This is a genomic window from Ferrimonas aestuarii, assembly GCF_005116665.1.
In the GTDB taxonomy this organism is placed as follows: Bacteria; Pseudomonadota; Gammaproteobacteria; order Enterobacterales; family Shewanellaceae; genus Ferrimonas; species Ferrimonas aestuarii.
The window spans coordinates 362,599-388,079 of the sequence record NZ_SWCJ01000003.1 but is presented as its reverse complement, the minus strand read 5'-3'; the positions used below and the strand labels follow the sequence as shown (position 1 = coordinate 388,079).

The window sequence follows — 25,481 nt, the reverse complement described above, 5'->3', positions numbered from 1 at the left end:
GGGATCACAAATGACAAGCCAATACACCTCTGACGCCATTGAGGTACTGAATGGGTTGGAGCCAGTTAAGCGTCGCCCGGGAATGTACACCGATACCGTTCGTCCTAACCACCTAGGTCAGGAGGTGATCGATAACAGTGTCGATGAGGCCTTGGCGGGTCATGCCAGTACCATTCAGGTGATTCTTCACAAAGACCAATCGCTGCAAGTGATTGATGACGGTCGAGGCATGCCGGTAGACATCCACCCTGAAGAGGGGGTGCCTGGCATCGAATTGATCATGTCGAAGCTGCACGCGGGCGGTAAGTTCTCGAATAAAAACTATCAATTCTCCGGTGGTCTTCACGGGGTAGGTATTTCGGTGGTTAACGCCCTGTCTACTCGTGTGGAAGTGGTGGTTCGCCGTGATGCCCAAGTGTACGAAATGGCGTTTGAGAACGGCGATAAGGTGGAAGACCTGCGGGTGACTGGCACCTGTGGCCGCCGTAACAGTGGCACCAGCGTTCACTTCTGGCCCGATGCCAGCTACTTCGATTCGGCTAACTTTTCTGTTTCTAAGCTGACCCACCTGCTGCGGGCCAAGGCGGTATTGTGCCCAGGGCTTAAGATTAAGTTCGACAATAAGGTCGCCGGTGAGGTTACCGAGTGGTACTTCGAAGATGGCTTGAAAGATTACCTGCATGACAGCGTTCGCCAATGGCCGATGCTGCCTGAGGAAACGCCGTTTACCGGCAATTTCTCTGCCAATAATGAAGCGGTGGATTGGGCGTTAGTCTGGCAGCCGGAGGGAGGCGATTCCGTTGCTGAGAGTTACGTTAACCTGATTCCTACCGCCCTTGGTGGTACCCACGTTAACGGCTTGCGTCAGGGGCTGTTGGAAGCACTGCGAGAGTTCTGCGAGTTTCGAAACCTGATGCCTCGAGGCATTAAACTGACGCCGGAAGACGTGTGGGACAAAGTCAGTTATATCCTGTCGGTGAAAATTCAGGATCCGCAGTTTGCAGGCCAAACTAAAGAGCGGCTGTCGTCCCGTCAGGCGTCGGCGTTTATCTCCGGCGTGGTGCGCGATGCCTTTAGCCTGTGGCTTAACGAGCACACCGAGCAGGCGGAAGCCATTGCTGAGTTCTGTATCTCCAGTGCTCAGTCACGCCTGCGCAAAGCCAAGAAGGTGGCTCGCAAAAAGGTGACCTCGGGTCCAGCCCTGCCGGGTAAGCTGACCGATTGTACAACCACCGAGCCGATGCGCGGCGAACTGTTCCTAGTGGAGGGGGACTCTGCGGGGGGCAGTGCCAAACAGGCTCGGGACCGAGATTTCCAGGCGATCATGCCCCTGCGAGGTAAAATTTTGAACACCTGGGAGGTGGACGCTTCCCAAGTGCTGGCGTCTCAAGAGGTGCACAACATCTCGGTGGCGCTGGGTATCGATCCGGATTCTGAAGACCTATCTGGCCTACGTTACGGCAAAATCTGCATCTTGGCCGATGCGGACTCCGATGGTCTGCACATCGCGACGTTGCTGTGTGCGCTGTTTATGCGTCACTTTAAGGCGCTGGTACAGCAGGGGCACGTTTACGTAGCCATGCCGCCACTGTTCCGAATCGATGTGGGTAAAGAGGTGCACTACGCCCTAGATGAGGCGGAGCGTCAAGGGATCCTAGATCGTATCGCAGCCGAAAAGAAACGTGGCAAGGTTCAGATTCAGCGATTCAAAGGTCTGGGCGAGATGAACCCAGGCCAGCTTCGAGAGACCACCATGGATCCCAATACTCGTCGTCTGGTACAGCTCACCATTGACGATGCCGAGGCCACTGAGCAGCTAATGGACATGCTGCTGGCGAAGAAGCGCTCTGGCGATCGCAAAACCTGGTTGGAGACCAAGGGCGATCTTGCCGCTTTGGATAACTAGTTTCCAGAATAAGAGAAAGGGGCGCGGTGGTGCCCCTTTTCTCATACGGACTGCAGCATAGGGAAATGACAATCATGATAACTAAGTTCCGCCATTGGTGGTTACTGTTGGCATTGCCACTTCAAGCAGCCACGGTGCCAGAGGGGTTTACCTTGACCACGGTGGCCGACAATGTGCCAAACGCTCGGCAGATGGCGTGGGGCCAAGATGGCACCTTGTTTGTGGGCTCCCGTAAAGAGGGAAAGGTGTATGCCCTTAAAGATCTGGACAACAATGGTGAGTTTGAAACTCGTTACCTGATTGCCGAAGCGCTGTTTATGCCCTCAGGATTGGCGGTGAAAGGAGCCGACCTCTATGTGGCGGCGGTGAATCGCATTTTGCGTTTTCCCAACATCGACAAGCATCTAGCCTCGCCAAAGATGGAGGTGGCGTTTGATGGCTTGCCCAGTGACGCTCACCATGGCTGGAAGTTTATCCGTTTTGCCCCTGACGGCAGGTTGATTGTGCCAGTTGGTGCACCGTGCAACATCTGTGATGAGTCCAGTCCTTATGCCAGCATACTGTCACTGGATCTGGCAAAGGGCCAATATCAGGTGATCGCTCGTGGCGTACGTAACTCGGTGGGGTTTGATTTTCACCCGCAAACTGGGGAGCTTTATTTCTCCGATAACGGCCGCGACATGATGGGGGATGACGTACCCGCTGATGAGATTAACCGTCTGTCTCAACATGGGGCACACTACGGCTACCCCTATCGCCATGGTAAGGCGGTGAATGATCCTGACCATGTGCTGCCGAAAGCATTGCAAGGCAAGCTAACTGAGCCGCTCTTTGAGTTGCAGGCCCATGTGGCTCCCCTTGGGGTGCACTTTTATCGGGGAACCCAGTTCCCTGAGGCCTATCGCGGGGCGCTGTTTATTGCCGAGCACGGCAGTTGGAACCGCTCGAAGAAGGTGGGCTACCAAGTGACGGCTCTGAATGTGGATACTCAGCCACCTCAATATCGGCAGGTGGTGACGGGCTGGCTCGATGGTGAGCGGCCGTTAGCGCGACCGGTGGCCTTTGTTGAGACCTCGGACGGTTCGCTTTTGATTTCTGACGATTATAATGGCGCTATCTATAAATTAAGTTATACGGCGCCGGTTCAACCGGAAAAAGACAATAATGAATGACGCAACTGAATTGAGCCTGGATGGCGTAGAGCAGCGGCCGCTGCACGCGTTCACCGAAGAGGCTTACCTCAATTACTCCATGTACGTCATCATGGATCGGGCTTTGCCCCACATTGGCGACGGTTTGAAACCGGTGCAGCGCCGTATTATCTACGCCATGAGCGAGCTTGGGCTTTCCGCAACGGCGAAGTACAAGAAATCCGCTCGTACCGTCGGTGACGTGTTGGGTAAGTATCACCCACACGGTGACAGCGCTTGTTACGAAGCCATGGTCTTGATGGCTCAGCCGTTTAGCTACCGCTACCCATTGGTGGACGGTCAGGGCAACTGGGGGGCCGCGGACGATCCGAAATCCTTCGCCGCCATGCGTTATACCGAATCTCGCTTGTCTAAGTTCTCCGAAGTGCTGCTGTCAGAGCTTGGCCAAGGCACCGTCGACTGGGGCGTTAACTTTGATGGCACTTTGAAAGAGCCGAAGAACCTGCCAGCGCGTCTACCGCATATCCTGCTTAACGGCATTACCGGTATTGCGGTCGGCATGGCCACCGACATTCCTCCTCATAACGCCCGCGAAGTGGCCAACGCTTGCGCCCATGTCTTGGACAACCCTAAGGCAGAGTTAGAGGACGTGCTTGGCTTTGTTCAGGGGCCTGATTACCCAACCGGTGCAGAGATCATCACCCCTGAGGCTGAGATCAAAAAGCTGTATCAAACCGGTAAGGGCTCCATCAAGATGCGTGCGGTGTACACCATTGATCAGGGTGAAGCGGTGATTACCGAACTGCCCCACCAGGTGTCTGGCGCTAAGGTGCTGGAGCAGATCGCCGCTCAGATGCAGGCCAAGAAATTGCCGATGATCACCGATCTGCGCGATGAGTCGGATCATGAGAACCCAACTCGATTGGTGGTGGTGCCTCGCTCAAATCGCGTCGACATGGATCAGGTGATGACTCACCTGTTTGCGACAACGGATCTGGAAAAGAGCTACCGAGTTAACCTCAACATGCTGGGGCTGGATCAGCGCCCGGCAGTTAAAGGCCTGCTGTCCATCATTCGTGAGTGGTTGGAGTTCCGTATCGAGACGGTACGTCGCCGCTTGCAGTATCGACTGGATAAAGTACTAGCAAGATTGCACATCTTGGACGGTTTGTTGATCGCCTTCCTCAATATTGATGAGGTGATTGCCATCATCCGCAATGAGGATGAGCCCAAGCCGGTATTGATGGCTCACTTTGGCCTCAGTGATAAGCAGGCGGAAGCCATCTTAGAACTGAAACTTCGTCATCTGGCGAAACTGGAAGAGATGAAGATTCGTGGCGAGCAGGATGAGCTGGCCAAAGAGCGTGACAAACTGCAACTGGTGCTCTCTTCTGAGCGCCGCCTGAAAACTCTGGTTAAGAAAGAGCTGCTGGCGGATGCGGAGAAATATGGTGATGATCGCCGCAGCCCATTGCAGGAGCGCGGTGATGCTAAGGCGTTGTCTGAAACTGAGCTGATGCCGACCGAAGCCATTACCGTGGTGATGTCTGAAAAGGCATGGGCGCGCCAAGCGAAGGGGCACGACGTTGATCCAACCAGTTTGAGCTACAAGTCGGGGGACAGCTATCTGTCTCACGCTCGTGGTCGTAGCAATCAGCCGGCGATTTTCATCGAAAGCTCCGGTCGCAGTTATACCACCGACAGTCACACCTTACCGTCAGCGCGCAGTCAGGGGGAACCCCTGTCGGGCCGCTTTAATTTGGTGGCCGGTGAAACCCTTGAGCACGCTCTGATGGGCGAGCAGGAACAGCTCTACCTGATGGCCACCGATGCTGGTTACGGCTTTGTGTGCGCCCTCAAAGATATGATCAGTCGCAACAAGGCAGGTAAGGCGCTGCTGACGGTTCCCGTTGGTGCTAAGGTGATGACTCCAAGAACCATCAATGATGCCAACAACGACCGCCTGATGGCCATCACTATGGAAGGTCGAATGCTGCTGTTCCCATTGTCGCAGCTGCCAGTGCTGAGTAAAGGTAAGGGCAATAAGATCATCGGCATTCCGACTGAGAAGGTGAAAAACCGTGAGGACTTCCTTAAGCACTTGCTGGTGGTGCCTGAGGGGGCGTCGGTTACCGTTTGGGCAGGCAAGCGCAAGTTGACCCTGAAGCCCGATGATCTGGGCCATTATCAAGGTGAGCGAGGCCGTCGGGGCAACAAACTGCCACGGGGTTTGCAGCGGGTTGATAAGCTGGAGTTGGTGGCTCAGCCGGAAGCCCCTGTCGCAGAATAACCCAAAGCGCTACTGTATTGTTTAAAGCCCTCAGTCATGAGGGCTTTGTTGTTTTTGTGGCCAATGTAATTGAGCGAACACTTGTAACTATTTCGTTGTGTCCGGCATCGGCTTTGCCTATACTGGGCGCCCCATACTATGAGGTGATTTCGTCGATGTTGTTGTTGTTACGCTCTATACTGTTAGCTTTGTTGTTGATTGTAGTGACTATTTTAGGGTTGCTGCTGTGTATTGTTCGTCCATTTCATCGCAATAATGTTCACTTTACCGCCAAAGTATTCTCCAGCGTGGCGCCTCTGCTTGGCCTGAAAGTGGTGCATCGTGGTCGCTATCAGTCGGAATCGACCCCTGCGGTTTACGTGAGCAATCACCAAAACAACTTTGACCTGTTTACCCACACCGGATCTGTGCCTCGTGGCACCGTCTCCATGGGTAAGAAGAGCCTGAAGTGGATTCCGTTCTTTGGTCAGTTATATTGGCTGACCGGCAACATCCTTATCGACCGTGCTAACCGCTCTCGTGCGGTGAAGACCTTGCATCAAGCGGCAGATAAGATTCGTCAGAGCAAGCTGTCGGTATGGATCTTCCCTGAAGGCACTCGCTCTCGCGGCCGAGGCTTGCTGCCGTTTAAAACTGGCGCCTTCCATACGGCGATTCAGGCGGGGGTGCCTATTATTCCCGTGGTTGCTTCTGATCAGCAGAGCATCAACATGAACCGCCGTAACAACGGCATGGTGATTGTGGAAACCATGGAGCCTATCTGCACCAAGAGTTACAGCAAAGATCAGGTGCGAGAGCTGGCTGAAGAGGTTTATCGTCGCATGCAGCAGCGTCTTCAGGAGCTCAATGCTGAGGTACTGTCGTTGACAGAAACCAAAGGCGCAACAGCTTAACTTGATCTCCTAGTTAGTGAAGGGGCTGCATACCCCTTCATCTCCCCCCCTTCTTCACTTTGCTCACCCTTTTTGTTGATTCAGTCTACCGCCGCACTAAATTGTCCTTTTACCTAATCAGGTTGGTATACTTGCCGCAATTATTAAGCATACCCCGGAGATGGTCATGACCATTGAACAGCTGATTGCTGAACAGCAGCAAGAAAACCAAGAGATCATTGAAGCGCTGCTAGAGGATGGCTCTAATCCCGATGCGGATTACACCATCGAGCACCACTTCTCCTGTGCCAACTTCGATAAACTGGAAAAGGCTGCCGTAGACGCTTTCAAAGCGGGTTTTGAGGTGGACGATGCCGAAGAGCTGGAATTGGACGATGGTGCGCTGGTGTTTGCTTTTGATGCTATTATTGAGCACAAGTTGGACCTTGAGCGTCTGAATACAGACTGTAAGGCGTTGATTGAGTTAGCCGAGAAGCACGGCGTGCAATACGACGGGTGGGGCACTTACTTCGTTGAGTAAGCTCAATCCCGCATGCGGCCAAGGAGGGCATATGCAGAAAGGATTTACCCTGATCGAGTTGGTAGTGGTGATCATCATTCTTGGTGTACTTGCCGTTACCGCAGCTCCGAAGTTCATCGATCTTTCCGAAGATGCCGACAGCGCGGTGTTCTCCGCGACCTATGGCGCATTTCGCCAAGCGGTGGCCCAAAGCCACTTGTGCTGGCGCCTTCGCGGTAATAACCAAGCCGTTGATAATCTAAACTGTTCTAATGACGCCACCTATAATCTGGCCGATTATAACGACCATGGTTATCCGGTGGGCACGCTGGAAAACGGCGGTACCAAATCCATCGGCAATGAGCACGATTGCATTTTGGTGTGGGATGCCATTTTAGATACCGATCTTGGAGTATGGAGTGAGTCAGAGACTCGTGCTCCGGCCGTCTCCAAAGCCGACGCCAAGATTCAATCTAAGTATGTGGGCAATGAAAGCTGCGAATACATCTGGATTGAAGACGATAGCCTCAGCTTTGAATACGACTCGGTTTCTGGAGAGGTTGTGCGTTTGTAGCTATAGTTTGCTGGCGTCAATTTTTGGGAGCCAGTGAATGAGCGATCAACCTTTTCAAGAGCGCCGCAGTATCAATCGACGCCAGCAAGTCAATCGTCGACAGTACGTTCGTTGGGAACCGGGTAAGGTTGAGCGTCGTCGTGGTCCAGGGCGTCGAAAAGAGGACTTAACCGGTCACTGGCAAGTGAAATAAGTGCTAGAACTGGTAGCTAACGCAGCGGTTACGGCCTTGCTCTTTGGCTTGATACAGTGCCTGATCTGCACATTGGAACCAGTGGGACTGATTTTTGACTTTGCCTGTGTAGCTGGCAAGGCCGATACTTACCGTAAATTTAGCCAGTCCGCTCTCCGTTTCCACTTCGAGTTTTGAAATTGAACTTCGAATGCGCTCTGCCAGCAGAGTCGCTGGCTCCAGCTTAGTTTCTGGCAGCAGCAGGGTAAACTCCTCCCCACCATAGCGAGCGGCAATATCACTCTTTCGAATCAGCGCTTTTAGCTGTTCCCCCACCTGAGCCAACACTTCGTCTCCTGCGCTGTGCCCTAGGGTATCGTTGATCGATTTAAAGTGGTCGATATCCAGCACCATCAAGGTTGCCGATTGCTTGTAGCGACGACAGCGCTCCATCTCCCTATCAAGGTGCTCCTGCCAGCTGCGACGGTTGGCGAGGCCGGTGAGGGTGTCTACCTTGCTCATTTTGGACAACGCCTGACGGTGATTGGCTTCCACGGTGACGTCATAGATCAACAGGGCTACGTGCTTTACTTGGCCATTGCGGTTGCTCAGAGGTTGTATAGTGAGGTTTTGGTACATGAACGGGCTTTGACCCGTCACCGGACGCGAATTGGGAAACTTGAAGATATAGGGCCGCTGCTCCCAAGTGGTGAAGGCGCGATTGTTCAGGAGAAAGGCGGTATTGAGCTTGCTTGTTAGCCACTGCTTGGGAAGATCGGGAAAGCAGGCAAATAAGCTCTGGTTTCGAACGTCGGAAGAGCGCAATCCACTGTGATTTTCCATGAAACTGTTCCAGTGAGCGATGTTCAGATCGGTATCTAATACGACCAGGCCTACTTCAATGGTTTGAACCAGTTGGGTCAATAGGTGGAGCGCATCCAGTTCAGCATGGTTGTCATAAGCGGGTAACATGGTGAATACCTAAAGCAGTACGCTGAGATACTGTTGTAATTTATCCCAGCTCGATTGAGGCAGCAGCAGTAGCAGATCGCAATTGAGGTTGTACTGCTCTTGGCGATAGCTGATCTCAATGGCAAATACTTCGCCTTTCAGCTCCGGTGGATTTTGTGACCGTCGCCAAATCACCGGCGGACTTTGACTGAATGCGACATGCAGTTGCTCTGAGAGGCTGTTTAGAAATGCCCCAAACAGCAAGTTGGCGGCGTCGAGCAGTACTTCGTCTTGCTGCTCCAGATCGTAACCCTGAATTCCAAACAGCTGGCTCAGATTGGTGTTGTTGATGTCATGGAACAGTAGCAGGGCTTCGCCGGCGATGCCGGAGCCGATGTAACCCTGAGAGATGATCTGAGTGTTTTGATCCTGACGGGCCCCCATCAGTGTCATCTCGAGGTCTTGAGGCGTCCAATGGCTGACCTTGGGTACAGGAAGGTGGACAAAGTTATCGATCACCTTTGCCAGCAGAGAAGCCGTGCGCCCCATGGCCACATTGCTGACCTCTCGTAGAGCGTCTTCGATACTGACCTTAAGTTCGGTATGCACCTCGGGAATGGCTGAAACATCGATGCCCAGCTTACGTAAGCAGGCGTCCAATTCATCGCTGTGAATCGGTTTGCTGATGAAGTCTGCAGCACCTAATCCAAAAACAAGTTCGCGCGCTTTGTCTTGGATATCCGCGGAAACCACGATAACCTGAGGCTTGGAGGTCTGACCAGCGAGAGACTCCAGCACTTGATAACCATCAAGAACTGGCATGTTGAGGTCAAGGAATAGCAACTGGAAGTTATTTTGCGCCAGCATAGAGAGAGCTTGCTCGCCATTGTGAGCAAACTCGATGCTGCGCTGTAAGCACTGGGGCAATTGCCTTGCCAACTGCTTACGAGCTAAGGCTGAATCATCACAGATGAGAACCTTAATGGTAGCCTCCAAGCTAAATGTGTCTTCCATAAGTGACATAAGTTGCCATTCTATTGAATTTATTCGCTAATGTCATGACTATGACGGTGATGTTTTTCTGACGCCAAGGAGTGTGTATGTCAGATCGTGTGCTACTAGAAGTGAAAAATGGCATTGCAAAGGTGAGTTTAAATCGCCCAGACAAGTGCAATGCTCTGGATTATGCGCTGTTTAAGGCGATTGTGCAGGTTCAGAAAAAGATTAGAGCTCGTAGGGACATTCGAGTGGTAATTTTGACCGGTGAGGGAAAAGATTTCTGTTCTGGGATCGATGTCAAAGCTTTGATGGGATCGGCAGGCACTGCAGCTAAGCTGTTATTCAAGTGGACCCCCTGGTCTCCCAACCTTGCTCAGCGGGTCAGTACCGGCTGGCGTGACCTTAAGGTGCCGGTGATCGCATCGATAGAAGGCCGCTGCTGGGGGGGAGGCATGCAGGTTGCTCTCGGTGTGGATTTCCGCATTGCTCATCCTGAAAGCAGCTTAGCGGTGATGGAGGGGCGCTGGGGGCTGATTCCCGATATGGGCGGTACTTTGGCGCTGCGGGAACAACTGCCTCAGGATAAGGCGTTGATGCTGTCGATGTTGGCGGAGCCGATCACCGCCAAAGAGGCGCTGGAGATGAACCTGGTTACAGAGGTAAGCGATGCCCCTTATGAACGTGCCGAAGCGCTGGCAACAGCGCTGATTGAGCGCTCCCCCAATGCCTTGGCTGAAGTGAAAAAGCTTTATAAGAATCGTGGCTTCGGCACCAATGGTGGCGTGCTGTTTGGCGAGACTTGGGGACAGATTAAGGCAATGGCGTCGAAGAACCAGCGCGTAGCCGTTGCCCGTCAGCGTGGCAAAGACAAGGCGTACCATTTGTAATTGTTTGGCTTAAAAAAACGCCCTGCAGTGCAGGGCGTTTTTGTTTGGTCAGGAAAATCGCTATGCGACATTTATCCTTTATTCGTCCAAGAAGCTCTTCAGAATTTCGGAGCGTGAAGGGTGGCGCAGTTTACGCAGTGCCTTCGCTTCGATCTGACGGATACGCTCACGGGTAACGTCGAACTGCTTACCAACCTCTTCCAAAGTGTGGTCGGTGTTCATGTCGATACCGAAACGCATACGCAGTACTTTAGCTTCACGAGCGGTCAAACCTTCCAGCACTTCGTTGGTGGCGAACTTGAGGCTTTCACTGGTGGCCGCATCAATAGGCTGAGCCAGCGTGGTGTCCTCAATAAAGTCACCCAGATGGGAATCTTCGTCGTCACCAATTGGGGTTTCCATGGAGATTGGCTCTTTAGCAATCTTCAGGACCTTGCGAATCTTGTCTTCAGGCATCAACATGCGCTCAGCCAGCTCTTCCGGCGTCGCTTCACGGCCCATCTCCTGCAGCATCTGACGAGAGATACGGTTCAGTTTGTTGATGGTTTCGATCATGTGTACCGGAATACGAATGGTACGTGCCTGATCCGCAATGGAGCGGGTAATCGCCTGACGAATCCACCAAGTGGCGTAGGTCGAGAACTTGTAACCACGGCGGTATTCAAACTTATCAACCGCCTTCATCAGGCCGATGTTACCTTCCTGAATCAGATCCAGGAACTGCAAACCACGGTTGGTGTACTTCTTGGCGATGGAGATAACCAGACGTAGGTTCGCCTCAACCATCTCTTTCTTCGCACGGCGAGCCTTGGCTTCACCGATGGACATGCGACGGTTGATGTCTTTGATGCGGGTGATGGTCAGGCGAGTCTCATCTTCGATCTGAGACAGCTTGGTCATGCAGCGAATCAATTCATCTTTCACTTGTGCCAGGTTAGGGCTGTAGCTCTTACCGGCATTGCATTCAGTTTCCAGCCACTCGCTAGAGGTTTCGTTGCCAGCGAACGCCTTCATGAAGTTCTTCTTCGGCATCTTGGCCTGTTCAACACACAGCTTCATGATCAGACGCTCTTGAACGCGAACGCGATCCATCATGCTGCGCATGTTACCAACTAGGTGATCGAACTGTTTCGGAACCAGGCGGAACTGCTTGAACAGTTCAGACAGGCGAGTCACGATCATGGCAACTTCTAAAGACTCGTGGCCGTGTTCGGCGATGGCTTGTTGAGCCAGTTCGAAGTGGCGACGCAGTTCGGCGAACTTCTCACGCGCTTCCTCGGGATCTGGGCCGGACGGGGTATCGTCCTCTTCGTCCTCGGAATCATCTTCTTCGTCGTCTTCGTCATCAAGATCGTCTTGTGACAGTTCTGAACCGACGTGAGTTGCGGTTGGTGCTACGTTAGCTTCATCTTCATCTTCGGAGATAAAGCCTGAGATGATCTCAGCCAGGCGGATTTCGTCGGCTTCGAAGCGATCCCATTGATCCAGAAGGAATGCGATGGCGGCTGGGTACTCAGCTACAGAGCACTGAACCTGGTTGATGCCGTCTTCGATGCGTTTTGCGATTACGATTTCGCCTTCGCGAGTCAACAGCTCAACGGTGCCCATTTCACGCATGTACATGCGCACAGGGTCAGTGGTACGGCCCAGTTCACCCTCAACGCTTGCCAGCATCTGAGAGGCGGCTTCAGCGGCATCTTCGTCGGTCGCATCCTCTGACATCATCAGATCATCTGAATCTGGTGCAGATTCAAATACCTGAATACCCATGTCATTGATCATCTGGATAATATCTTCAATCTGATCGGAATCGATCATATCCGCCGGCAGGTGATCGTTCACCTCGGCGTAGGTCAAGTAGCCTTGCTCCTTGCCTTTAGCGACTAGAAGCTTGAGTTGTGACTGCGGAGTTTGATCCATTGATATCATCCACTTACGGTTGTGAATACGGAGTTTGAGCGAGTGGCGCACAAATAGGCTATTATAGCTTTTTGGCGTTTCATTCGCTACCTTTTCGGGACTGTTTCAAGTCCTGCAATAACAGATTCATCTGCTGTAACTGCCTGAGTTCCTCGGTGGTTATGGATCCATCACGAGCCTTGCGCTGCAGTTGCTCCGACATCTGTTCAAAAAATCGTTGATTTAGCCACAACAGGCAATCGGTAAACTCTGGCTCATATAGGTTTTCGTCCTCGATACCGAGGTTCCAGCCCAGCAGCTTACTCAATGCGTTGTACTCCGGACGGCCGCGAAAACGCTCCATCAACTGTCCGGTATTCAGTCGCTCATCACGACACAGTTCTAACATCTCTCTCAGTAGTGGGAGGCCCGCCAGCTCGAGATGAGCCAGCTCCTCTTGCTCTGGGAGTTGGTACCCTAACTCCGGGCGTTGTTGCAGCAGGGCAATTGCGCGGCGTACCGGTGTGCCTCTGCCTTGAACGCCAGTGGGTTGGGCTGGCGCCGAGTCGGTGGTGCGCTTAAGGGAGTGCGCGCCCCAACCCAGTGCTCGCTCCAAACGGGAAAACAGGCTCTCTTTGAGCAACCCATCTGGAAGCTGATTCAGTAACGGGCTCATGGTGTTGGCCAGATTGGCCTTACCTTCCTGGCTGGAGAGATCCGCCGAGGAGAGCATCCGTTCGAACAGGTAATCTGACAGTGGTGTGGCTTTGTCGACCAAGGCTTCGAACGCTTGTTGGCCTTGCTTGCGCACTAAGCTGTCAGGATCTTCGCCATCGGGCAAAAACATAAATTTAAGCTGAACCCCATCTCGCAGATGGGGCAGCGCCGTTTCCATTGCTCGCCATGCGGCTTCTCGACCCGCGTTGTCACCGTCGTAACAGCAGATCACCTCTTTGCTGGTACGAACCAACAACTGCATCTGATCAGAGGTGGTCGAGGTTCCCAACGAGGCCACCGCGTAGGGAATGCCATGTTGAGCTAAAGCCACTACGTCCATATAACCTTCAACCACCAAAATGCGGGAGGGGTGACGTTGCTGCTGCTTTAGCTCATAAAGACCATAGAGTTCTCGGCCTTTATGGAAAATCGGCGTCTCCGGTGAGTTCAGGTACTTTGGTGTCCCATCTCCAAGCACTCGACCGCCAAAGGCGACCACCCGGCCGCGACGATCGCGGATGGGGAACATCAAGCGGTCCCGGAAGCGGTCATAGCTGCGGCCACCGCCCTCTTTGGCGATCAGCATGCCGCATTCGGTCAGTACATTAAGACCGGCCGGATTGTGTTTGTGTTGCGATTGCAAATTGTCCCAGCCATCGGGCGCAAAACCGATGCCAAAACGTTTGACGGTATCACCGTCAAGGCCGCGACTGCGAATGTAATCCAGCACCGGTTGTTTACTGGGGTGCTTGCGCAGTTGCAGCTGGAAGAATCTGGCAGCCCAGTCCATCAGTTCATAATGGGTGGTGAGCTTAGGGGCTTGCGGGGCGGAGCTACGTTGTCCACCTTGTTCCCGCTCTACTTCCATCCCCATGGTTGCGGCGAGCTCTTCGACGGCATCAACAAAGTCGAGGCGGTCGTACTCCATCACAAAATCTAGGGCGTTACCGTGAGCGCCACAGCCGAAGCAGTGGTAGAACTGTTTGTCTTGGCTAACGGTGAAAGAGGGGGATTTTTCGTTGTGAAATGGGCAGCAAGCGCTGTGGTTCTTGCCCGATTTCTTAAGTTTTACGCGTGAGTCAATTAAATCGACGATGTCGACTCTGGCCAGTAGCTGGTCTAGGAAATCTCGGGAAATTCGGCCGGCCACTTACTTTAGAGTCTCCTTGAGGGCAGTCGATTAGAGACGAACAAGCCGTGCAGAGCACGGCTTATATCACGCAAAGGCGAGGTGTCTTAATTCAGACGGGCTCGAATCAGGCCGCTTACAGCGCCCATGTCGGCTCGACCCTGAATCTGAGGCTTCAGTAGCCCCATCACCTTGCCCATGTCTTGCATTGAGCTGGCGCCGGAATCGGTCATCGCCTGTTCAATCAGAGCAGCCAGCTCCTCCTCGGTCAGTGGCTGCGGCAGGAACTCCTGCAGAACCACAACTTCGGCCGCTTCCACGTCTGCCAAATCTTGGCGGTTGGCAGCTTCGTACTGACTGATGGAGTCGCGACGCTGTTTTACCATCTTGGTAAGTACAGCAATCGCTTCATCATTAGTCAGGGTTTTCTGGCCATCAACTTCCAGCTGCTTAACTGCAGCCAGAGCCAAACGAATGGTTCCAAGACGCGCCTTATCTTTGGCACGCATGGCAACCTTCTGCTCTTCTTTTAAACGCTCAATGATAGACATAAATCGTCTCTACTTAGTACAGACGAGTACGACGTGCGTTTTCGCGAGACAGCTTCTTAGCGTGACGCTTAGCAGCGGCAGCTTTAGCACGCTTACGTGCAGTGGTAGGCTTCTCGTAGTGCTCGCGACGGCGTACTTCAGACAGGATACCTGCCTTTTCACAAGAACGCTTGAAGCGACGCAGGGCTACGTCGAACGGTTCGTTTTCACGTACTTTAATTACTGGCATCTGCCACTCACCTCAATAAATTGGGTTTAACGCTGGCTATCTTTTAACCAGCAGAACTTCAAAATGGTGCGAAATTCTACTCTGAACCACATAGCCTTGTAAAGGGTGGCAATCAGATAACTGCGTCCACTTAGGCCTGTTGGGGGCTAAAGGCTTCTACCGCTTGGGAAATTACCCCAATCGGTGAACGCGATTTCCCTAAGATTTCTAAGAAATCTGGTTAGCCGTTGGTAACTGGAACACAGCGCGGGTAGAATTGCGACTTTTCGAACGATAAGCGAGAGAGTTTAGCATGCGATTGTTGGGGATCGAAACCTCCTGTGATGAAACTGGCATTGCCATCTACGATGATGAGCAGGGCCTGCTGTCTCATACCCTATATAGTCAGGTTAAATTGCATGCCGATTACGGCGGTGTGGTGCCGGAGCTCGCTTCTCGCGACCATGTTCGCAAGATTGTTCCTCTCATTAAGCAGGCGATTGCCGATGCAGGCATTGAGCCTAAAGAGCTGGATGGCATCGCCTACACTGCAGGCCCAGGCCTAGTTGGTGCCCTGCTGGTTGGCGCATGCGTGGGCCGCAGCTTGGCATTCTCTTGGGATATTCCGGCGGTGGCCGTTCACCACATGGAGGGTCACCTGCTGGCTCCGATGCTAGAAGACACCCCACCTGAGTTCCCATTTGTGGCGTTGTTGGTGTCCGGTGGCCACACCATGCTGGTTCAAGTGGATGGCATTGGTCAGTATCAAGTTCTGGGTGAGTCCATCGATGACGCTGCCGGGGAAGCCTTTGATAAGACTGCCAAGCTAATGGGATTGGATTATCCAGGCGGCCCAATGTTGTCGAAGCTGGCAGAACAAGGCACCGCCGGACGATTTAAATTCCCCCGTCCTATGTGTGACCGTCCCGGATTGGATTTCAGCTTTTCTGGACTGAAAACGTTTGCAGCCAATACCATCGCCGCTGAGGGGGATGATGAGCAGACCCGGGCTGACATCGCCCGCGCTTTTGAGGACGCGGTGGTGGATACCTTGGCGATTAAGTGCCGACGCGCACTGCAGCAAACCGGATTGAAACGTCTGGTGGTGGCCGGTGGCGTCAGTGCTAACCGCCACCTACGAGAGCAGCTCAAAGTGTTGATGGATAAGCAGAAAGGCGAAGTGTTTTATCCGCGCAATGAGTTCTGCACTGACAACGGCGCCATGATCGCTTATGCGGGCATGCAGCGTCTGAAAGCCGGCGAAACCGAGCCGTTGATGGTGAAAGGGCAACCACGGTGGCCCATTGATACCTTGACGCCTCCAGGGCAATAAGCTGAATCAGTAACGAAAATAGGCTTCCGTTGGAAGCCTATTTTTTTACCTTATCTTTGGCTTTATTAAGCCGTTCGGAGATTTTGGGTTCTTGTCCGCTCCACAGGCGTTTGAGATTCTCGTGATGACGCCAGATGATCAGTAAACACAGCAGTGCTACCGAAATGGTGTATTGGGGCTTGATAAAGTAGGTGTACACCGGGGCAATCATCGAGGTAAGGATTGCTCCCAATGAAGCGTATTGGGTGATCAGTACGATGATAAGCCAGGTGGCGATGATCAATAGTCCCATCCAATCGCTGATGGGAGCCAGAGCGCCCAGTGCGGTCGCTACCCCTTTGCCACCTTTAAAGTGAAAAAAGATTGGGTAGATGTGCCCTAGGCACGCAGCGATACCAACAAAAGCCAGCGAGATGGGCTCGATCCCTAGGTACCAAGCGATCCAGACCGGTATGGTGCCTTTGGCTACGTCAAACAGCAGTACGCACAGCGCCGCCAATTTTCCACCCAAACGCAGCACATTAGTGGCGCCTGGGTTGTTGGAGCCGTTATAGCGAGGATCGGGTAGCCCTCTGAGGGTGCACACCAATACCGCACTGGATATGGAACCCAGCAGGTAGGCAAACACAATCATTACTAGGGTCATAACCTTTTCCCAGAGTCGTTGCCGCGATGAAGCGATAGCATTATGATCGGCGGCAAACCGAAATACAGACAGAGTGTTAGGTTATCTAACCTTGGAATGGAGTACCAGCTTTGCAAGCGGATACCGTATTTATTCGTCAATTAGAATGTCAGGCCGTGATCGGCATCTTCGACTGGGAGAAAGCCATCACCCAGACCTTGTATCTGGATCTGGAGATGAGCTGGGACATTCGTCCTGCAGCGGCCAGTGACGATTACCAGCACGCCTTGTGCTACGACACGGTCTCGAAAGCCATTACCACTTTAGTGGAAGGCACTCCCCATGAGCTGATTGAAACCGTGGCAGAGAAGGTTGCCGCCTTGGTTCGTGAGCAGTTTGGGGTGAACTGGGTGCAGGTGAGTGTGCATAAACCTGGCGCGGTAGCCAATGCTCAGGATCTGGGGGTTCGAATTTGTCGCGGCGACAGGGCTGGCGCGTGAGCCAGATATTCATCAGCATTGGCAGTAATATTGAGCCCCAGCACCACATGAGTCTGGCGCTGGATGAGTTGCAGCAACTTTTTGGCAGCCTGCAGGTCTCATCCATATTCGAAAGTCAGGCTGTGGGGTTTGACGGCGACAATTTTCTAAACGCGGTGGTGGGGTGTCAAACCGAGCTGACCCTTGAGCAAACGGCCAACGCATTGAGAGAGATAGAGGTTCGCCACGGTAGACCCAAGAATGCGAAAAAGTTCGCCAGTCGCGGTTTGGATTTGGATCTGCTTCTGTTTGATGCCGTTGAGTGTCAGCAACCGGTTATCCTGCCTCGGCCAGAGATTTTCTATAATGCGTTTGTGCTTTGGCCGCTGTCGGAGTTGGCTCCGGAGTTGATTCCCCCTTCAAGCCAACGTAGCTTCGGCCAATTGTGGCAGGAGTTTGATAAAACCAAACAACAATTATGTCCGGTGAGCTTTCACTGGCAGCCAACACGAGTAAAGGTTTAAATGGATCTACTACACGCCTTTTGGCTGGCCCTGATTCAGGGTATCACTGAGTTTTTGCCTATCTCCAGCTCCGCTCACTTGATTTTGCCGTCACAGGTATTGGGCTGGCCGGATCAGGGATTGGCGTTTGATGCCATCGTCAATCTAGGTACTCTGGCGGCGGTGCTGATCTATTTCCGCCAAGACGTCATCAATATTCTAGTGGCTTGGGGGCGCTCCCTTGCGGGCCATCAAAGTGACAATGGCCGTTTGGGTTGGCTACTCATCCTTGGCACCATTCCGGTAGGCCTATCTGGCTTGCTATTTAACGACTTTATCGAAACCCATTTCCGCTCGGCGGCGGTGGTGGCAACCACCACTTTACTGTTCGGTCTGCTGTTGTGGTGGGCCGATGCCCGCCCAAGTGAGAAACGAGGTATTGCCGATCTTACCTGGCAGCTGGTGCTGTTTATCGGTATTGCACAGGCACTGGCCCTGATCCCCGGTACGTCACGCTCTGGTGTCACCATTACGGCGGCTCTGGTGGTTGGATTAAATCGAGTCGCCGCAGCGCGCTTCTCCTTCCTGCTGGCCATTCCCGTTGGTGCGTTGGCCGGCGGCTATGAAGCGTTGGGGCTCATTGGTAACCCTGAGCCGGTTAACTGGGTGGCCCTTGGCACCGCTTTGGTGGTGGCCTTTGTCTCTGCTTACCTGTGTATTCACTACTTCCTTAAGATGATCAGCAAGATGGGCATGTTGCCCTTTGTCATCTATCGGATGATTTTGGCCGCCTTGCTGTTCGCCTTCATCGTTTAACTGCTCAGTTTATTAACTAATTCAACTAAGCCGTGCAATCGCACGGCTTGATTGTTTTTGGACAAAAAAGGCACCTCAGAGAGGTGCCAATGCCTTGAGTCATAACGACTGGCTGGAAGTGGGTTAAAACTTGTAATCCAATTTGGCCCATAGGGTACGACCGGGCTCATTCACTTGAACCGTGCGCTCTTCGGGTAGGAGTAAATCGTTGCCCGCACCGGACTTGCTGACGTGTTCGGCGTAGGTTTTATCCAATAGGTTATCGATGCCAAGGCTCAAGGTGAGATCGTCCCAGTGTTTGTAGGCGACGTTGATGGACAGCACCCCAAAGCCGGCGGTTTCACCAAGATCTTGGCCAACAATGTTGCCCTGGCCTACGGCAACGCGGTCTTGTTCGGCGACGACTCGCCAAAGCACGCCCATGCCCCAGTCGTTGCCGTCATAGTTCAGGGCGAACTTGGCTTCCAGCGGCGATACCTGCCCCAGTGGATTCTTGTCTGTGTCGTTGTCGCCATGGGTGTAGGCTACCGTGGTGACCCATTGCCACGCATCGGCAAAATCATAACTTAAGGACAGTTCGCCACCGTACAAGCTGGCATCGATGTTACGGGCATTTGGCATCGATTGGGTGTCGATGAGAATGTAATCTTGGATGTCGGCGTAAAACAGCGACGCACTGAGGACCACGTCACCATCATAATGCCAGCCAATGTCCAATTGATTGGTGGTTTCAGCTTCTAGGGTGAGTTTCTTACTCGCTTTCATCACTTCCCAGTAATCCGCAGGGCGCTGGGCATGACCAAAACCGAGAATCCAGCTGTGATTGCCTTGAGCTAATTCGTAGCGGCCAAAGCCGCTGAACAGGTCGTCGCTGCGGCTGTTGTCTTTGTTGGCGCCAGCCCACATGCCCAGCAGTTTGGTTTGCCAGTTGTCCCAGCGCAGGCCAGTAAACAGCGTGCCTTGCCCTAGATCGATGTCAGACTCAATAAACAGTCCCCACTGGGTTTTACTGAATACGTCTTTGTACGGGGCCGACTCCAGTTGATCCAAACTGGTGCCACTGCGCATATCTTGGGTGCTGTCGAGGTGATCCAAACCGACGGTGGCGCTGATGTTATCGAAACTCAGATCGAGATAGAGGTGGCCGCCATAGTTGGTGCGCCTTGGGTTCATGCCCACCGGCAGGTTGTCCGGATCCTCAACCGGGCGATCAAATTGATCCATGATGTGGTCGTTTTCGTTGCCGTAGGCTTGGAATTCAATGCCGGTCAACGGGCCGTAATTCAGGGCAGTTTTAGCAAACAGCGTCAGGTTTTCATTGTCGATGGTGCGGGCTTTATTGGCTCGGTCGGCGTATTCGGCGTTGCCACTGCTGTTGCCATAACTGAGCTCAATGACGCTGTGCTCATCAGGGGTCCAGCCGATGGCGGTGTGCAGATTTTCTCGGTCGTACTCCGATTGCATGGAGCGGCCATCACCGTCTTCAAAATCATCACTCTCAGAGCCGTTGACGTCGAGACTCCAGTAATATTCGGTATCTCCGGTGGTCAACTCGAATAGGTAATCTTGACGGCCAAAGTTACCGGCGGTGAGACTGGCTCGACCTTCGGCACCTTTTTCGGTCACGCCGTAGTGGTCTCGTTCAAAGAGTACGGTGCCCGCGCTGCCAACGGGCCCATATTTCACGGTTTGTGGCCCTTTGATGATGGTGACTTTCTCGAAGGTTTCCGGCGAGATGTAGTTGGTTGGCGGGTCCATTCGGCCACCGCAGGTGCCCCCCATCTGTTTGCCGTCGTTGACGATGTTCACTCGAGAGCCGCCAAGGCCGCGAAGACTGATGTCGCCGCCAGAGCCGCCTTTACGGGTCACGGTGAATCCCGGCAGCGTTTTCAGAAAACCGGAGCCATCAAATGCAGGCAGTGGCTGTCGAGGTTGTTTGGGGTCGGTCACTGTGGTGAGAGGGCTTTGCATCGGTTCGGCACTGATCACCAATACTTCGTCGCAGCGCTCCTCGCCACATTGGAACTCTAGATCGTCCGCCAGCGCTGAGCTGCTGGCACCAAGCGCCAGTAAAATAGCGCTGGATAGAGCCGTGGTTTTCATCTTCATCTACCTGAATTTCTTATTTAATTGCAGGCTATTTTGCGCCCGCTGGCAAAGATGAAAACCAAAAAGGGGCAAACTGCGACAATTGGTCGCAGGGGGGCAGTTTATCGGGCTGAATTAGTAGGTTGTCAGAATCGCAGCAAGCTGATGGTACCGGAATGTGTTGCACAGTCGTAACTGAGTTTACCATTAAAGGTGAATTTGAATTGCGTTCAGATTTTTATTTATTAAGTCATTGATTAGTCGTGCTATTTAACCAAATTAGCGCGTGTGCATTGAAGTCACAATTGGGTACTATAGGACTCATATAGTCCCACTTAGAACCGCCGAAATGCGATCTTTCAATTGGAATGAAAATTTCGTAACTGGCTTCGGCAGCGTCGATAGCCAACATAAAGAACTGGTTTCTTTAATTAATGAGCTTGGTAATCAACTGGTTGAAGACCGCTTCGACCCACAGCGCGCCGATGAGTTGATTCAAAAGCTGGTGGATTATGCTCACTACCACTTCAGGGAAGAGGAAGCTCTGATGTTGGAGGTGGGGATTGATGCCCGTCACTTGAATCACCACATTGAAGAGCACCAGTATTTCCTCAGAGAGGTATGTACTCTCAAGGACGCGAGCAATACCGAAGTGTCTGCCACCTATATGTTGAAGTTTCTGACTCATTGGTTGGCTTACCATATTCTCGGTCAAGATCAGAACATGGCCAGACAGCTGGAATTGATTCAGGCGGGTGTTGCTGCCAATGCGGCATTTGAGCACCAACAGCGGAACGAAAATCCCGCGACGGCCACGCTGGTGGATGCCATCGGTTGCCTGTTTAAGCAGGTGTCTACTCGCAACCGAGAGCTTCAAGAGCTTAATTTGACTCTGGAAGAGAAGGTGAATCAGCGCACTCAGGAGTTACTCAAAGCCAATACCCATCTGGAAGAGCTGTCGCTGACAGACACCTTAACTCAGCTGCCCAATCGCCGTCATGGTATGCAGACCCTCGCTCGCTTGTGGCAAGAAGGGGAGGCAACCGGTCAACCGGTGAGTGTGATGTTGGTGGACGCGGATTACTTCAAGTTGGTTAATGATAATTACGGTCATGCCATCGGCGACAAAGTGCTGAAAGAGTTGGCCCGCACTCTTGAGGGGGCTTTGCGTACTGACGACATGGTTTGTCGCTTGGGTGGGGACGAGTTTTTGGTGCTGTGCCCGAATACCGATGAGCAGGGGGCGAAGTTTTTGGCTGAGCAGTTAGTGGCTAAGGTGGATTCGCTAAAAGTGGAAACCGGTGCCAGCCCTTGGCGAGGAAGCATCAGTCTGGGGTTCGCCACGCAGCAGCCAAAGGGCGATCAATCTGAGTCATTGATTCGAAGGGCAGACCGCGGTGTGTATGCGGCCAAAGTCGCTGGTCGAGGGTGTGCAAGAAGCGTCAATATCAGCGGCGAATGAGGTGGTTTTGACATAAAAAAAGAGGCTGATGCCAGCCTCTTTTTCGTTTGCGGGATTGAGTTAGCCGTTGCGAGCGTTGATGGCTCGGGCCAGAACCGCAATGGTGGTGCCGTTATGCAGCAGAGCGCTACTGGATGGCTTCAGCCAACCCATGGCGGCCGCCAGCATAATGCCGGAGTTCACCCATTCAGTAAGGCGAATGTTGCTGTTGACTAGCTTCAGCGCTTCTTGAGCCAGACGACGAGCTTCGGCAACGCCACTGAGATCATCCTGAAGTAGGGTGACGTCAGCGGCCATCTGCGCCAGTTCGGTGCCTACGGCCATTGCCAGGCCCACGTCAGCCTGAGATAGCGCAGGTGCATCGTTGACGCCATCGCCCACAAACAGCACTTGATGCCCTTGCTGCTGCAGCTCTGATACCAGCTTCTGTTTGCTTTCCGGAGTAGCTTCCGCCACAAACAGATCCAAGCCAAGCTCCTCAACCATCTGTTTGGCTTTGGAGACAGTGTCACCGGTCAGCAGCACCAGATTGGTGATGCCGGACTCTCGCAGCGCTTTGAGCGTCTGCTTGGCTTCGGCTCGCAGAGTGTCTTTTAAGCCGATAACGCCGATGGCTTGATGCTCGTTGGCCAAAAACAGGGTGTGCTTGCCCGCCGCTTCCAGCTCCTGAATGGTTTGCTCCAGCGGCGAGAAATCGATGCCTTGGTGCTCTTCCAGAAAATGTCGGCTGCCGATGGACAGCGGCATATCACCAATGGTGCTGTGCAGACCGTGGGCGATGATGTAGTCCACCTCGCCATGTTCGATGTGCGGCAACTCCTGCTGTTTGGCGGCGTTCACCACGGCTTGCGCCAACGGGTGATTGCAGTGCTCCTCGACCGAGGCGGCCATGGCCAACAACTGCTTCGGCGCTTGCTGTTCACGCAAACAGATGACGTCGGTGACTTCCAGATCGCCGTGGGTCAGGGTACCGGTCTTATCGAAGATGCAGGTATCCACCTTGGCCAGATTCTCGATGGCGCGACCGCCTTTAAAGACCAGACCTTGTTTGGCTGCGCGGTACATGATCGACTTAAAGGTTACCGGCGTCGACAGCTTCAAAGCACAGGAGTAATCCACCAAAAATACCGAGGCTAAACGCTCCAGATCTCGCGTTAGTGCAAATACCGCTGCGCCAACGCCAAGGGTGATCTTCACTCGGCGTTCGGCCATCTTCTGGGTGGTGAGCTGAGTTTGGCTCTTCTCCGACAGCGACTGCGCGATGATGCCCGCAATTTGCGCGGTGGTGGTGGCGCTGCCGACCTTATCGACTTTGAGTGTCACCTTACCTTCGTGTACCGCAGTGCCGGAGTAGAGGTAATCTCCCTCTTCACGACGAATCGGCACCGACTCTCCGGTCAGGGAGGCTTGGTTCACCAGCGCGGCGCCGGAAACCAACTCGCCGTCGGCGGGGATCATCTCCCCTGGACCAAGAAGCACCAATTGACCTTGCTGCAACGCTTCTGAGCTGATCTGACGCTGCTCATCGCCATCTACCACCCAAACTTGGGTGTGCTTCGGCTGCATCAATTCGCTGAGCAGCGTATCGCTGTTGCGGCTGGTCTGCTGTTCCATGTATTCGCCCATGGACAGCAGCGACTGGGTCATCAATGCGGTGGCATGATCGCCGCGCCATGCGGAAAGGCCGATGGCGGTGGCATCCAACACTTCAACTCCAAGCTTACCGTGGCGCAGTTGATCCGCGCCCTCAGCCAAGGTGTTGGCAATGAGCGGGTAACTGATGGCCGCGGCGTATTTGGACGGGATAAAGCAGCTGACCAATAAGCCGGTTAGATTGAGGGCAATATCGCCGCGGGTGAAGTTATGTTCACTGTCGCTGCTGTCGGCATTGTCCCAATCGAACTCAGTTAGGCGAGCTTCGATCGCTTCAGGCTGCACCAAGGCATCGTCATAGTGGATGACGATGGATTGTGCCGATTCGTTAACCCGAACCTGACGTACGCCTTGCACGGCAAGCAGGCCGGATTTAAGCCACTCAGACAATCCCTCCAAGGGCTGGCTGCTGGCAACCTTTAACCGAATTCGCCCTGGCAGGTGGTGTTTGACCCTAAGTGTGGTCATTCCTGATCCTTGTGCAGGTTACGGTAGTATTCCAGCTCCGCTTGGGTATCTTCCAAGCGCTCTTTTAGCTCTTCCACTTCACCGCGTACGGTAGACCAAACTTTGGTTCCAGCGGAGCTTACGCCTTGCTGCACCTTTTTGTTGGACAGCAGGTACGCCACGGCGGCACCGGCAACGAGGCCAGTGATAAAGTGGGTTTTGTCACCCTGCTGCCTGTAAGTTGGCGCAGAGTAAGGATTACCCTGAGGGGCCGACGGATAACCATAAGGTGAATATGGTGGGTAGTAAGGATCAGTTTTCTTCACGGGAATTCTCCAACAGGTCGTCCATCAGGTATAGGCTGGCGGCACCAGCGGCCAGAACGGTGGTGAGGGACAAAAGGGGGCGGCCAGCCATTTGACCAGCAACGGCGGTGGCGAGGCCACCGGCAAGGCCAGCTTTGGCGGCGTCTTTAAGGCTACGCTGAGTCAGCTCTTCAATGCTGACCTCACCTTGGCGATAGGCTTGCCACTGCGCAGCGGCAGAGGCTGAGCCTCCCAGCAAGGCGCTGGCGATCATCGCTCGGCTAGCGGGGCTAAGTTCGTTATGACTGTTGCTCATCGCTTGGCTGCTCATCACTTGGCTGGGCAGGGCTCATGGTTGGCTCTGCTGCGCCCTGTTGTGGTTGACGGTGGCGGGCAACGGAATCTTGGAAACCGGCTTTGCCTGCGGCGTAGGTGTCACGGAAGATCTCAGAGCCCATATTGAGGTTTTCACCGGCACTGGAGGCGGTGCTTTTGGCGCCCTCTTTGACTTTGCCTGCGCCGGTTTTCAGCAGGTCACCGGCACCGGTAAGCAGACCCATCAGTTGGCCGCGAACGTTTTCATTGCTCAGAACCAGAGCCGCGGCTGCGCCAACCATGGCGCCTTTCCAGAACTCTTTGTCGTCTACACCAAGCTTATGCATCAAGTCTTTGAAGATGCCAGCTTGCTCACCCATTAGCCCTTCTAGCATCTGTTGTGACTGCGCCATCAGTGCATCGCTGTGGTGGCTGTCATGATGGCCTGGATGCGGCGGTTGCTGCATTTGTGGCTGCTGTGGGTGTGGGTAGTGCATGTGTGGGTGATACGGATGGTGCATGTGCGGTGGGTAGCCGTGAGCGCCTGGGTGAACCGGTGGGTGCATGTATGGGTAGCCATAAGGAGGGTATGGATACGGCTGTTGCTGTTGTTGGTCGTTCTGAGACAT

Annotated in this window: 25 protein-coding genes; 13 read left to right on the top strand and 12 right to left on the bottom strand. The window is 53.5% G+C overall.

Annotation, left to right across the window (positions count from 1 at the left end; translation table 11 throughout):
* Positions 1 to 10: 10 nt before the first annotated feature.
* From parE to FCL42_RS21675, 7 genes are all read left to right on the top strand, one after another.
* Positions 11 to 1,906, top strand: coding sequence for a DNA topoisomerase IV subunit B (gene parE, locus FCL42_RS06650; RefSeq protein ID WP_136862610.1), 1,896 nt, complete (start codon positions 11 to 13; stop codon positions 1,904 to 1,906).
* A 74-nt stretch (positions 1,907 to 1,980) separates the two neighbouring features.
* Positions 1,981 to 3,078 carry a PQQ-dependent sugar dehydrogenase gene (locus FCL42_RS06645; protein WP_229359796.1) on the top strand — a complete coding sequence of 366 codons (1,098 nt, stop codon included), beginning with the start codon at positions 1,981 to 1,983 and terminating at the stop codon, positions 3,076 to 3,078.
* Positions 3,071 to 5,347 carry a DNA topoisomerase IV subunit A gene (parC, locus tag FCL42_RS06640; protein WP_136862608.1) on the top strand — a complete coding sequence of 759 codons (2,277 nt, stop codon included), beginning with the start codon at positions 3,071 to 3,073 and terminating at the stop codon, positions 5,345 to 5,347. The genes FCL42_RS06645 and parC overlap by 8 nt, the downstream gene beginning before the upstream one ends.
* A 155-nt stretch (positions 5,348 to 5,502) precedes the next feature.
* Positions 5,503 to 6,240, top strand: coding sequence for a 1-acylglycerol-3-phosphate O-acyltransferase (locus FCL42_RS06635; RefSeq protein WP_136862607.1), 738 nt, complete (start codon positions 5,503 to 5,505; stop codon positions 6,238 to 6,240).
* 166 nt (positions 6,241 to 6,406) lie between these two features.
* The gene (gene rraB / locus FCL42_RS06630; RefSeq protein WP_136862606.1) at positions 6,407 to 6,760 is read left to right on the top strand and encodes a ribonuclease E inhibitor RraB; all 354 of its coding nucleotides are present in this window, start codon (positions 6,407 to 6,409) and stop codon (positions 6,758 to 6,760) included.
* Positions 6,761 to 6,791: 31 nt separating this feature from the next.
* Entirely contained in the window at positions 6,792 to 7,313 is a 522-nt protein-coding gene (locus FCL42_RS22035) for a type II secretion system protein (protein WP_136862605.1), read from the top strand.
* 37 nt (positions 7,314 to 7,350) lie between these two features.
* Positions 7,351 to 7,506, top strand: a complete 156-nt coding sequence (locus FCL42_RS21675; RefSeq protein ID WP_169308312.1) for a hypothetical protein — start codon at positions 7,351 to 7,353, stop codon at positions 7,504 to 7,506.
* A gap of 3 nt (positions 7,507 to 7,509) precedes the next feature.
* On the opposite strand, the gene FCL42_RS06620 is transcribed toward FCL42_RS21675, so the two are convergent.
* Complete coding sequence (locus tag FCL42_RS06620) at positions 7,510 to 8,457, bottom strand: sensor domain-containing diguanylate cyclase (protein WP_136862604.1); 948 nt, start codon at positions 8,455 to 8,457, stop codon at positions 7,510 to 7,512.
* A 9-nt stretch (positions 8,458 to 8,466) separates the two neighbouring features.
* Positions 8,467 to 9,459 carry a response regulator gene (locus tag FCL42_RS06615; protein ID WP_136862603.1) on the bottom strand — a complete coding sequence of 331 codons (993 nt, stop codon included), beginning with the start codon at positions 9,457 to 9,459 and terminating at the stop codon, positions 8,467 to 8,469.
* 77 nt (positions 9,460 to 9,536) lie between these two features.
* Here FCL42_RS06615 and FCL42_RS06610 point away from each other — a divergent pair, with 77 nt between their 5' ends.
* Entirely contained in the window at positions 9,537 to 10,322 is a 786-nt protein-coding gene (locus FCL42_RS06610; protein ID WP_136862602.1) for a crotonase/enoyl-CoA hydratase family protein, read from the top strand.
* Positions 10,323 to 10,400: 78 nt separating this feature from the next.
* Here FCL42_RS06610 and rpoD read toward each other — a convergent pair whose 3' ends face one another.
* From rpoD to rpsU, 4 genes are all read right to left on the bottom strand, one after another.
* Entirely contained in the window at positions 10,401 to 12,242 is a 1,842-nt protein-coding gene (gene rpoD / locus FCL42_RS06605) for an RNA polymerase sigma factor RpoD (RefSeq protein ID WP_136862601.1), read from the bottom strand.
* A 79-nt stretch (positions 12,243 to 12,321) separates the two neighbouring features.
* Positions 12,322 to 14,088, bottom strand: a complete 1,767-nt coding sequence (gene dnaG / locus FCL42_RS06600; RefSeq protein WP_136862600.1) for a DNA primase — start codon at positions 14,086 to 14,088, stop codon at positions 12,322 to 12,324.
* An 86-nt stretch (positions 14,089 to 14,174) separates the two neighbouring features.
* The gene (locus tag FCL42_RS06595; RefSeq protein ID WP_136862599.1) at positions 14,175 to 14,618 is read right to left on the bottom strand and encodes a GatB/YqeY domain-containing protein; all 444 of its coding nucleotides are present in this window, start codon (positions 14,616 to 14,618) and stop codon (positions 14,175 to 14,177) included.
* A 13-nt stretch (positions 14,619 to 14,631) separates the two neighbouring features.
* Entirely contained in the window at positions 14,632 to 14,847 is a 216-nt protein-coding gene (rpsU, locus tag FCL42_RS06590; RefSeq protein WP_136850975.1) for a 30S ribosomal protein S21, read from the bottom strand.
* A gap of 292 nt (positions 14,848 to 15,139) precedes the next feature.
* Between rpsU and tsaD the strand changes: the two genes are divergently transcribed.
* The gene (tsaD, locus tag FCL42_RS06585) at positions 15,140 to 16,159 is read left to right on the top strand and encodes a tRNA (adenosine(37)-N6)-threonylcarbamoyltransferase complex transferase subunit TsaD (RefSeq protein WP_136862598.1); all 1,020 of its coding nucleotides are present in this window, start codon (positions 15,140 to 15,142) and stop codon (positions 16,157 to 16,159) included.
* Between the two features lie 37 nt (positions 16,160 to 16,196).
* Here the strand turns inward: tsaD and plsY are convergent, their stop codons facing one another.
* Positions 16,197 to 16,805 (bottom strand): glycerol-3-phosphate 1-O-acyltransferase PlsY, encoded by a 609-nt coding sequence (plsY, locus tag FCL42_RS06580; protein ID WP_136862597.1) that lies wholly within the window; start codon positions 16,803 to 16,805, stop codon positions 16,197 to 16,199.
* A 110-nt stretch (positions 16,806 to 16,915) separates the two neighbouring features.
* Here plsY and folB point away from each other — a divergent pair, with 110 nt between their 5' ends.
* Genes folB through FCL42_RS06565 form a run of 3 tightly spaced genes read left to right on the top strand, consistent with a single transcriptional unit; the run spans position 16,916 to position 18,582 of the window.
* A complete protein-coding gene (folB, locus tag FCL42_RS06575; protein WP_136862596.1) occupies positions 16,916 to 17,284 on the top strand; it encodes a dihydroneopterin aldolase in 369 nt (122 codons plus the stop codon).
* Positions 17,281 to 17,787, top strand: a complete 507-nt coding sequence (gene folK / locus FCL42_RS06570; protein ID WP_136862595.1) for a 2-amino-4-hydroxy-6-hydroxymethyldihydropteridine diphosphokinase — start codon at positions 17,281 to 17,283, stop codon at positions 17,785 to 17,787. Before folB ends, folK begins: the two co-directional genes overlap by 4 nt.
* On the top strand, positions 17,788 to 18,582 hold the full coding sequence (locus FCL42_RS06565; RefSeq protein WP_136862594.1) for an undecaprenyl-diphosphate phosphatase: 795 nt from the start codon (positions 17,788 to 17,790) through the stop codon (positions 18,580 to 18,582). It begins immediately after the preceding gene.
* Positions 18,583 to 18,705: 123 nt separating this feature from the next.
* Here FCL42_RS06565 and FCL42_RS06560 read toward each other — a convergent pair whose 3' ends face one another.
* Positions 18,706 to 20,685 carry a TonB-dependent copper receptor gene (locus FCL42_RS06560; RefSeq protein WP_229359795.1) on the bottom strand — a complete coding sequence of 660 codons (1,980 nt, stop codon included), beginning with the start codon at positions 20,683 to 20,685 and terminating at the stop codon, positions 18,706 to 18,708.
* A 334-nt stretch (positions 20,686 to 21,019) separates the two neighbouring features.
* Here FCL42_RS06560 and FCL42_RS06555 point away from each other — a divergent pair, with 334 nt between their 5' ends.
* On the top strand, positions 21,020 to 22,132 hold the full coding sequence (locus FCL42_RS06555; protein WP_136862592.1) for a GGDEF domain-containing protein: 1,113 nt from the start codon (positions 21,020 to 21,022) through the stop codon (positions 22,130 to 22,132).
* Between the two features lie 60 nt (positions 22,133 to 22,192).
* On the opposite strand, the gene FCL42_RS06550 is transcribed toward FCL42_RS06555, so the two are convergent.
* Genes FCL42_RS06550 through FCL42_RS06535 form a run of 4 tightly spaced genes read right to left on the bottom strand, consistent with a single transcriptional unit; the run spans position 22,193 to position 25,481 of the window.
* Positions 22,193 to 24,253: a heavy metal translocating P-type ATPase gene (locus tag FCL42_RS06550; protein ID WP_136862591.1), complete on the bottom strand. Its 2,061-nt coding sequence runs from the start codon at positions 24,251 to 24,253 to the stop codon at positions 22,193 to 22,195.
* The gene (locus FCL42_RS06545) at positions 24,250 to 24,558 is read right to left on the bottom strand and encodes a YtxH domain-containing protein (protein ID WP_136862590.1); all 309 of its coding nucleotides are present in this window, start codon (positions 24,556 to 24,558) and stop codon (positions 24,250 to 24,252) included. The genes FCL42_RS06550 and FCL42_RS06545 overlap by 4 nt, the downstream gene beginning before the upstream one ends.
* Positions 24,545 to 24,853 carry a magnetosome protein MamC gene (locus FCL42_RS06540; protein ID WP_136862589.1) on the bottom strand — a complete coding sequence of 103 codons (309 nt, stop codon included), beginning with the start codon at positions 24,851 to 24,853 and terminating at the stop codon, positions 24,545 to 24,547. The genes FCL42_RS06545 and FCL42_RS06540 overlap by 14 nt, the downstream gene beginning before the upstream one ends.
* A complete protein-coding gene (locus tag FCL42_RS06535; protein ID WP_136862588.1) occupies positions 24,837 to 25,481 on the bottom strand; it encodes a YtxH domain-containing protein in 645 nt (214 codons plus the stop codon). Before FCL42_RS06535 ends, FCL42_RS06540 begins: the two co-directional genes overlap by 17 nt.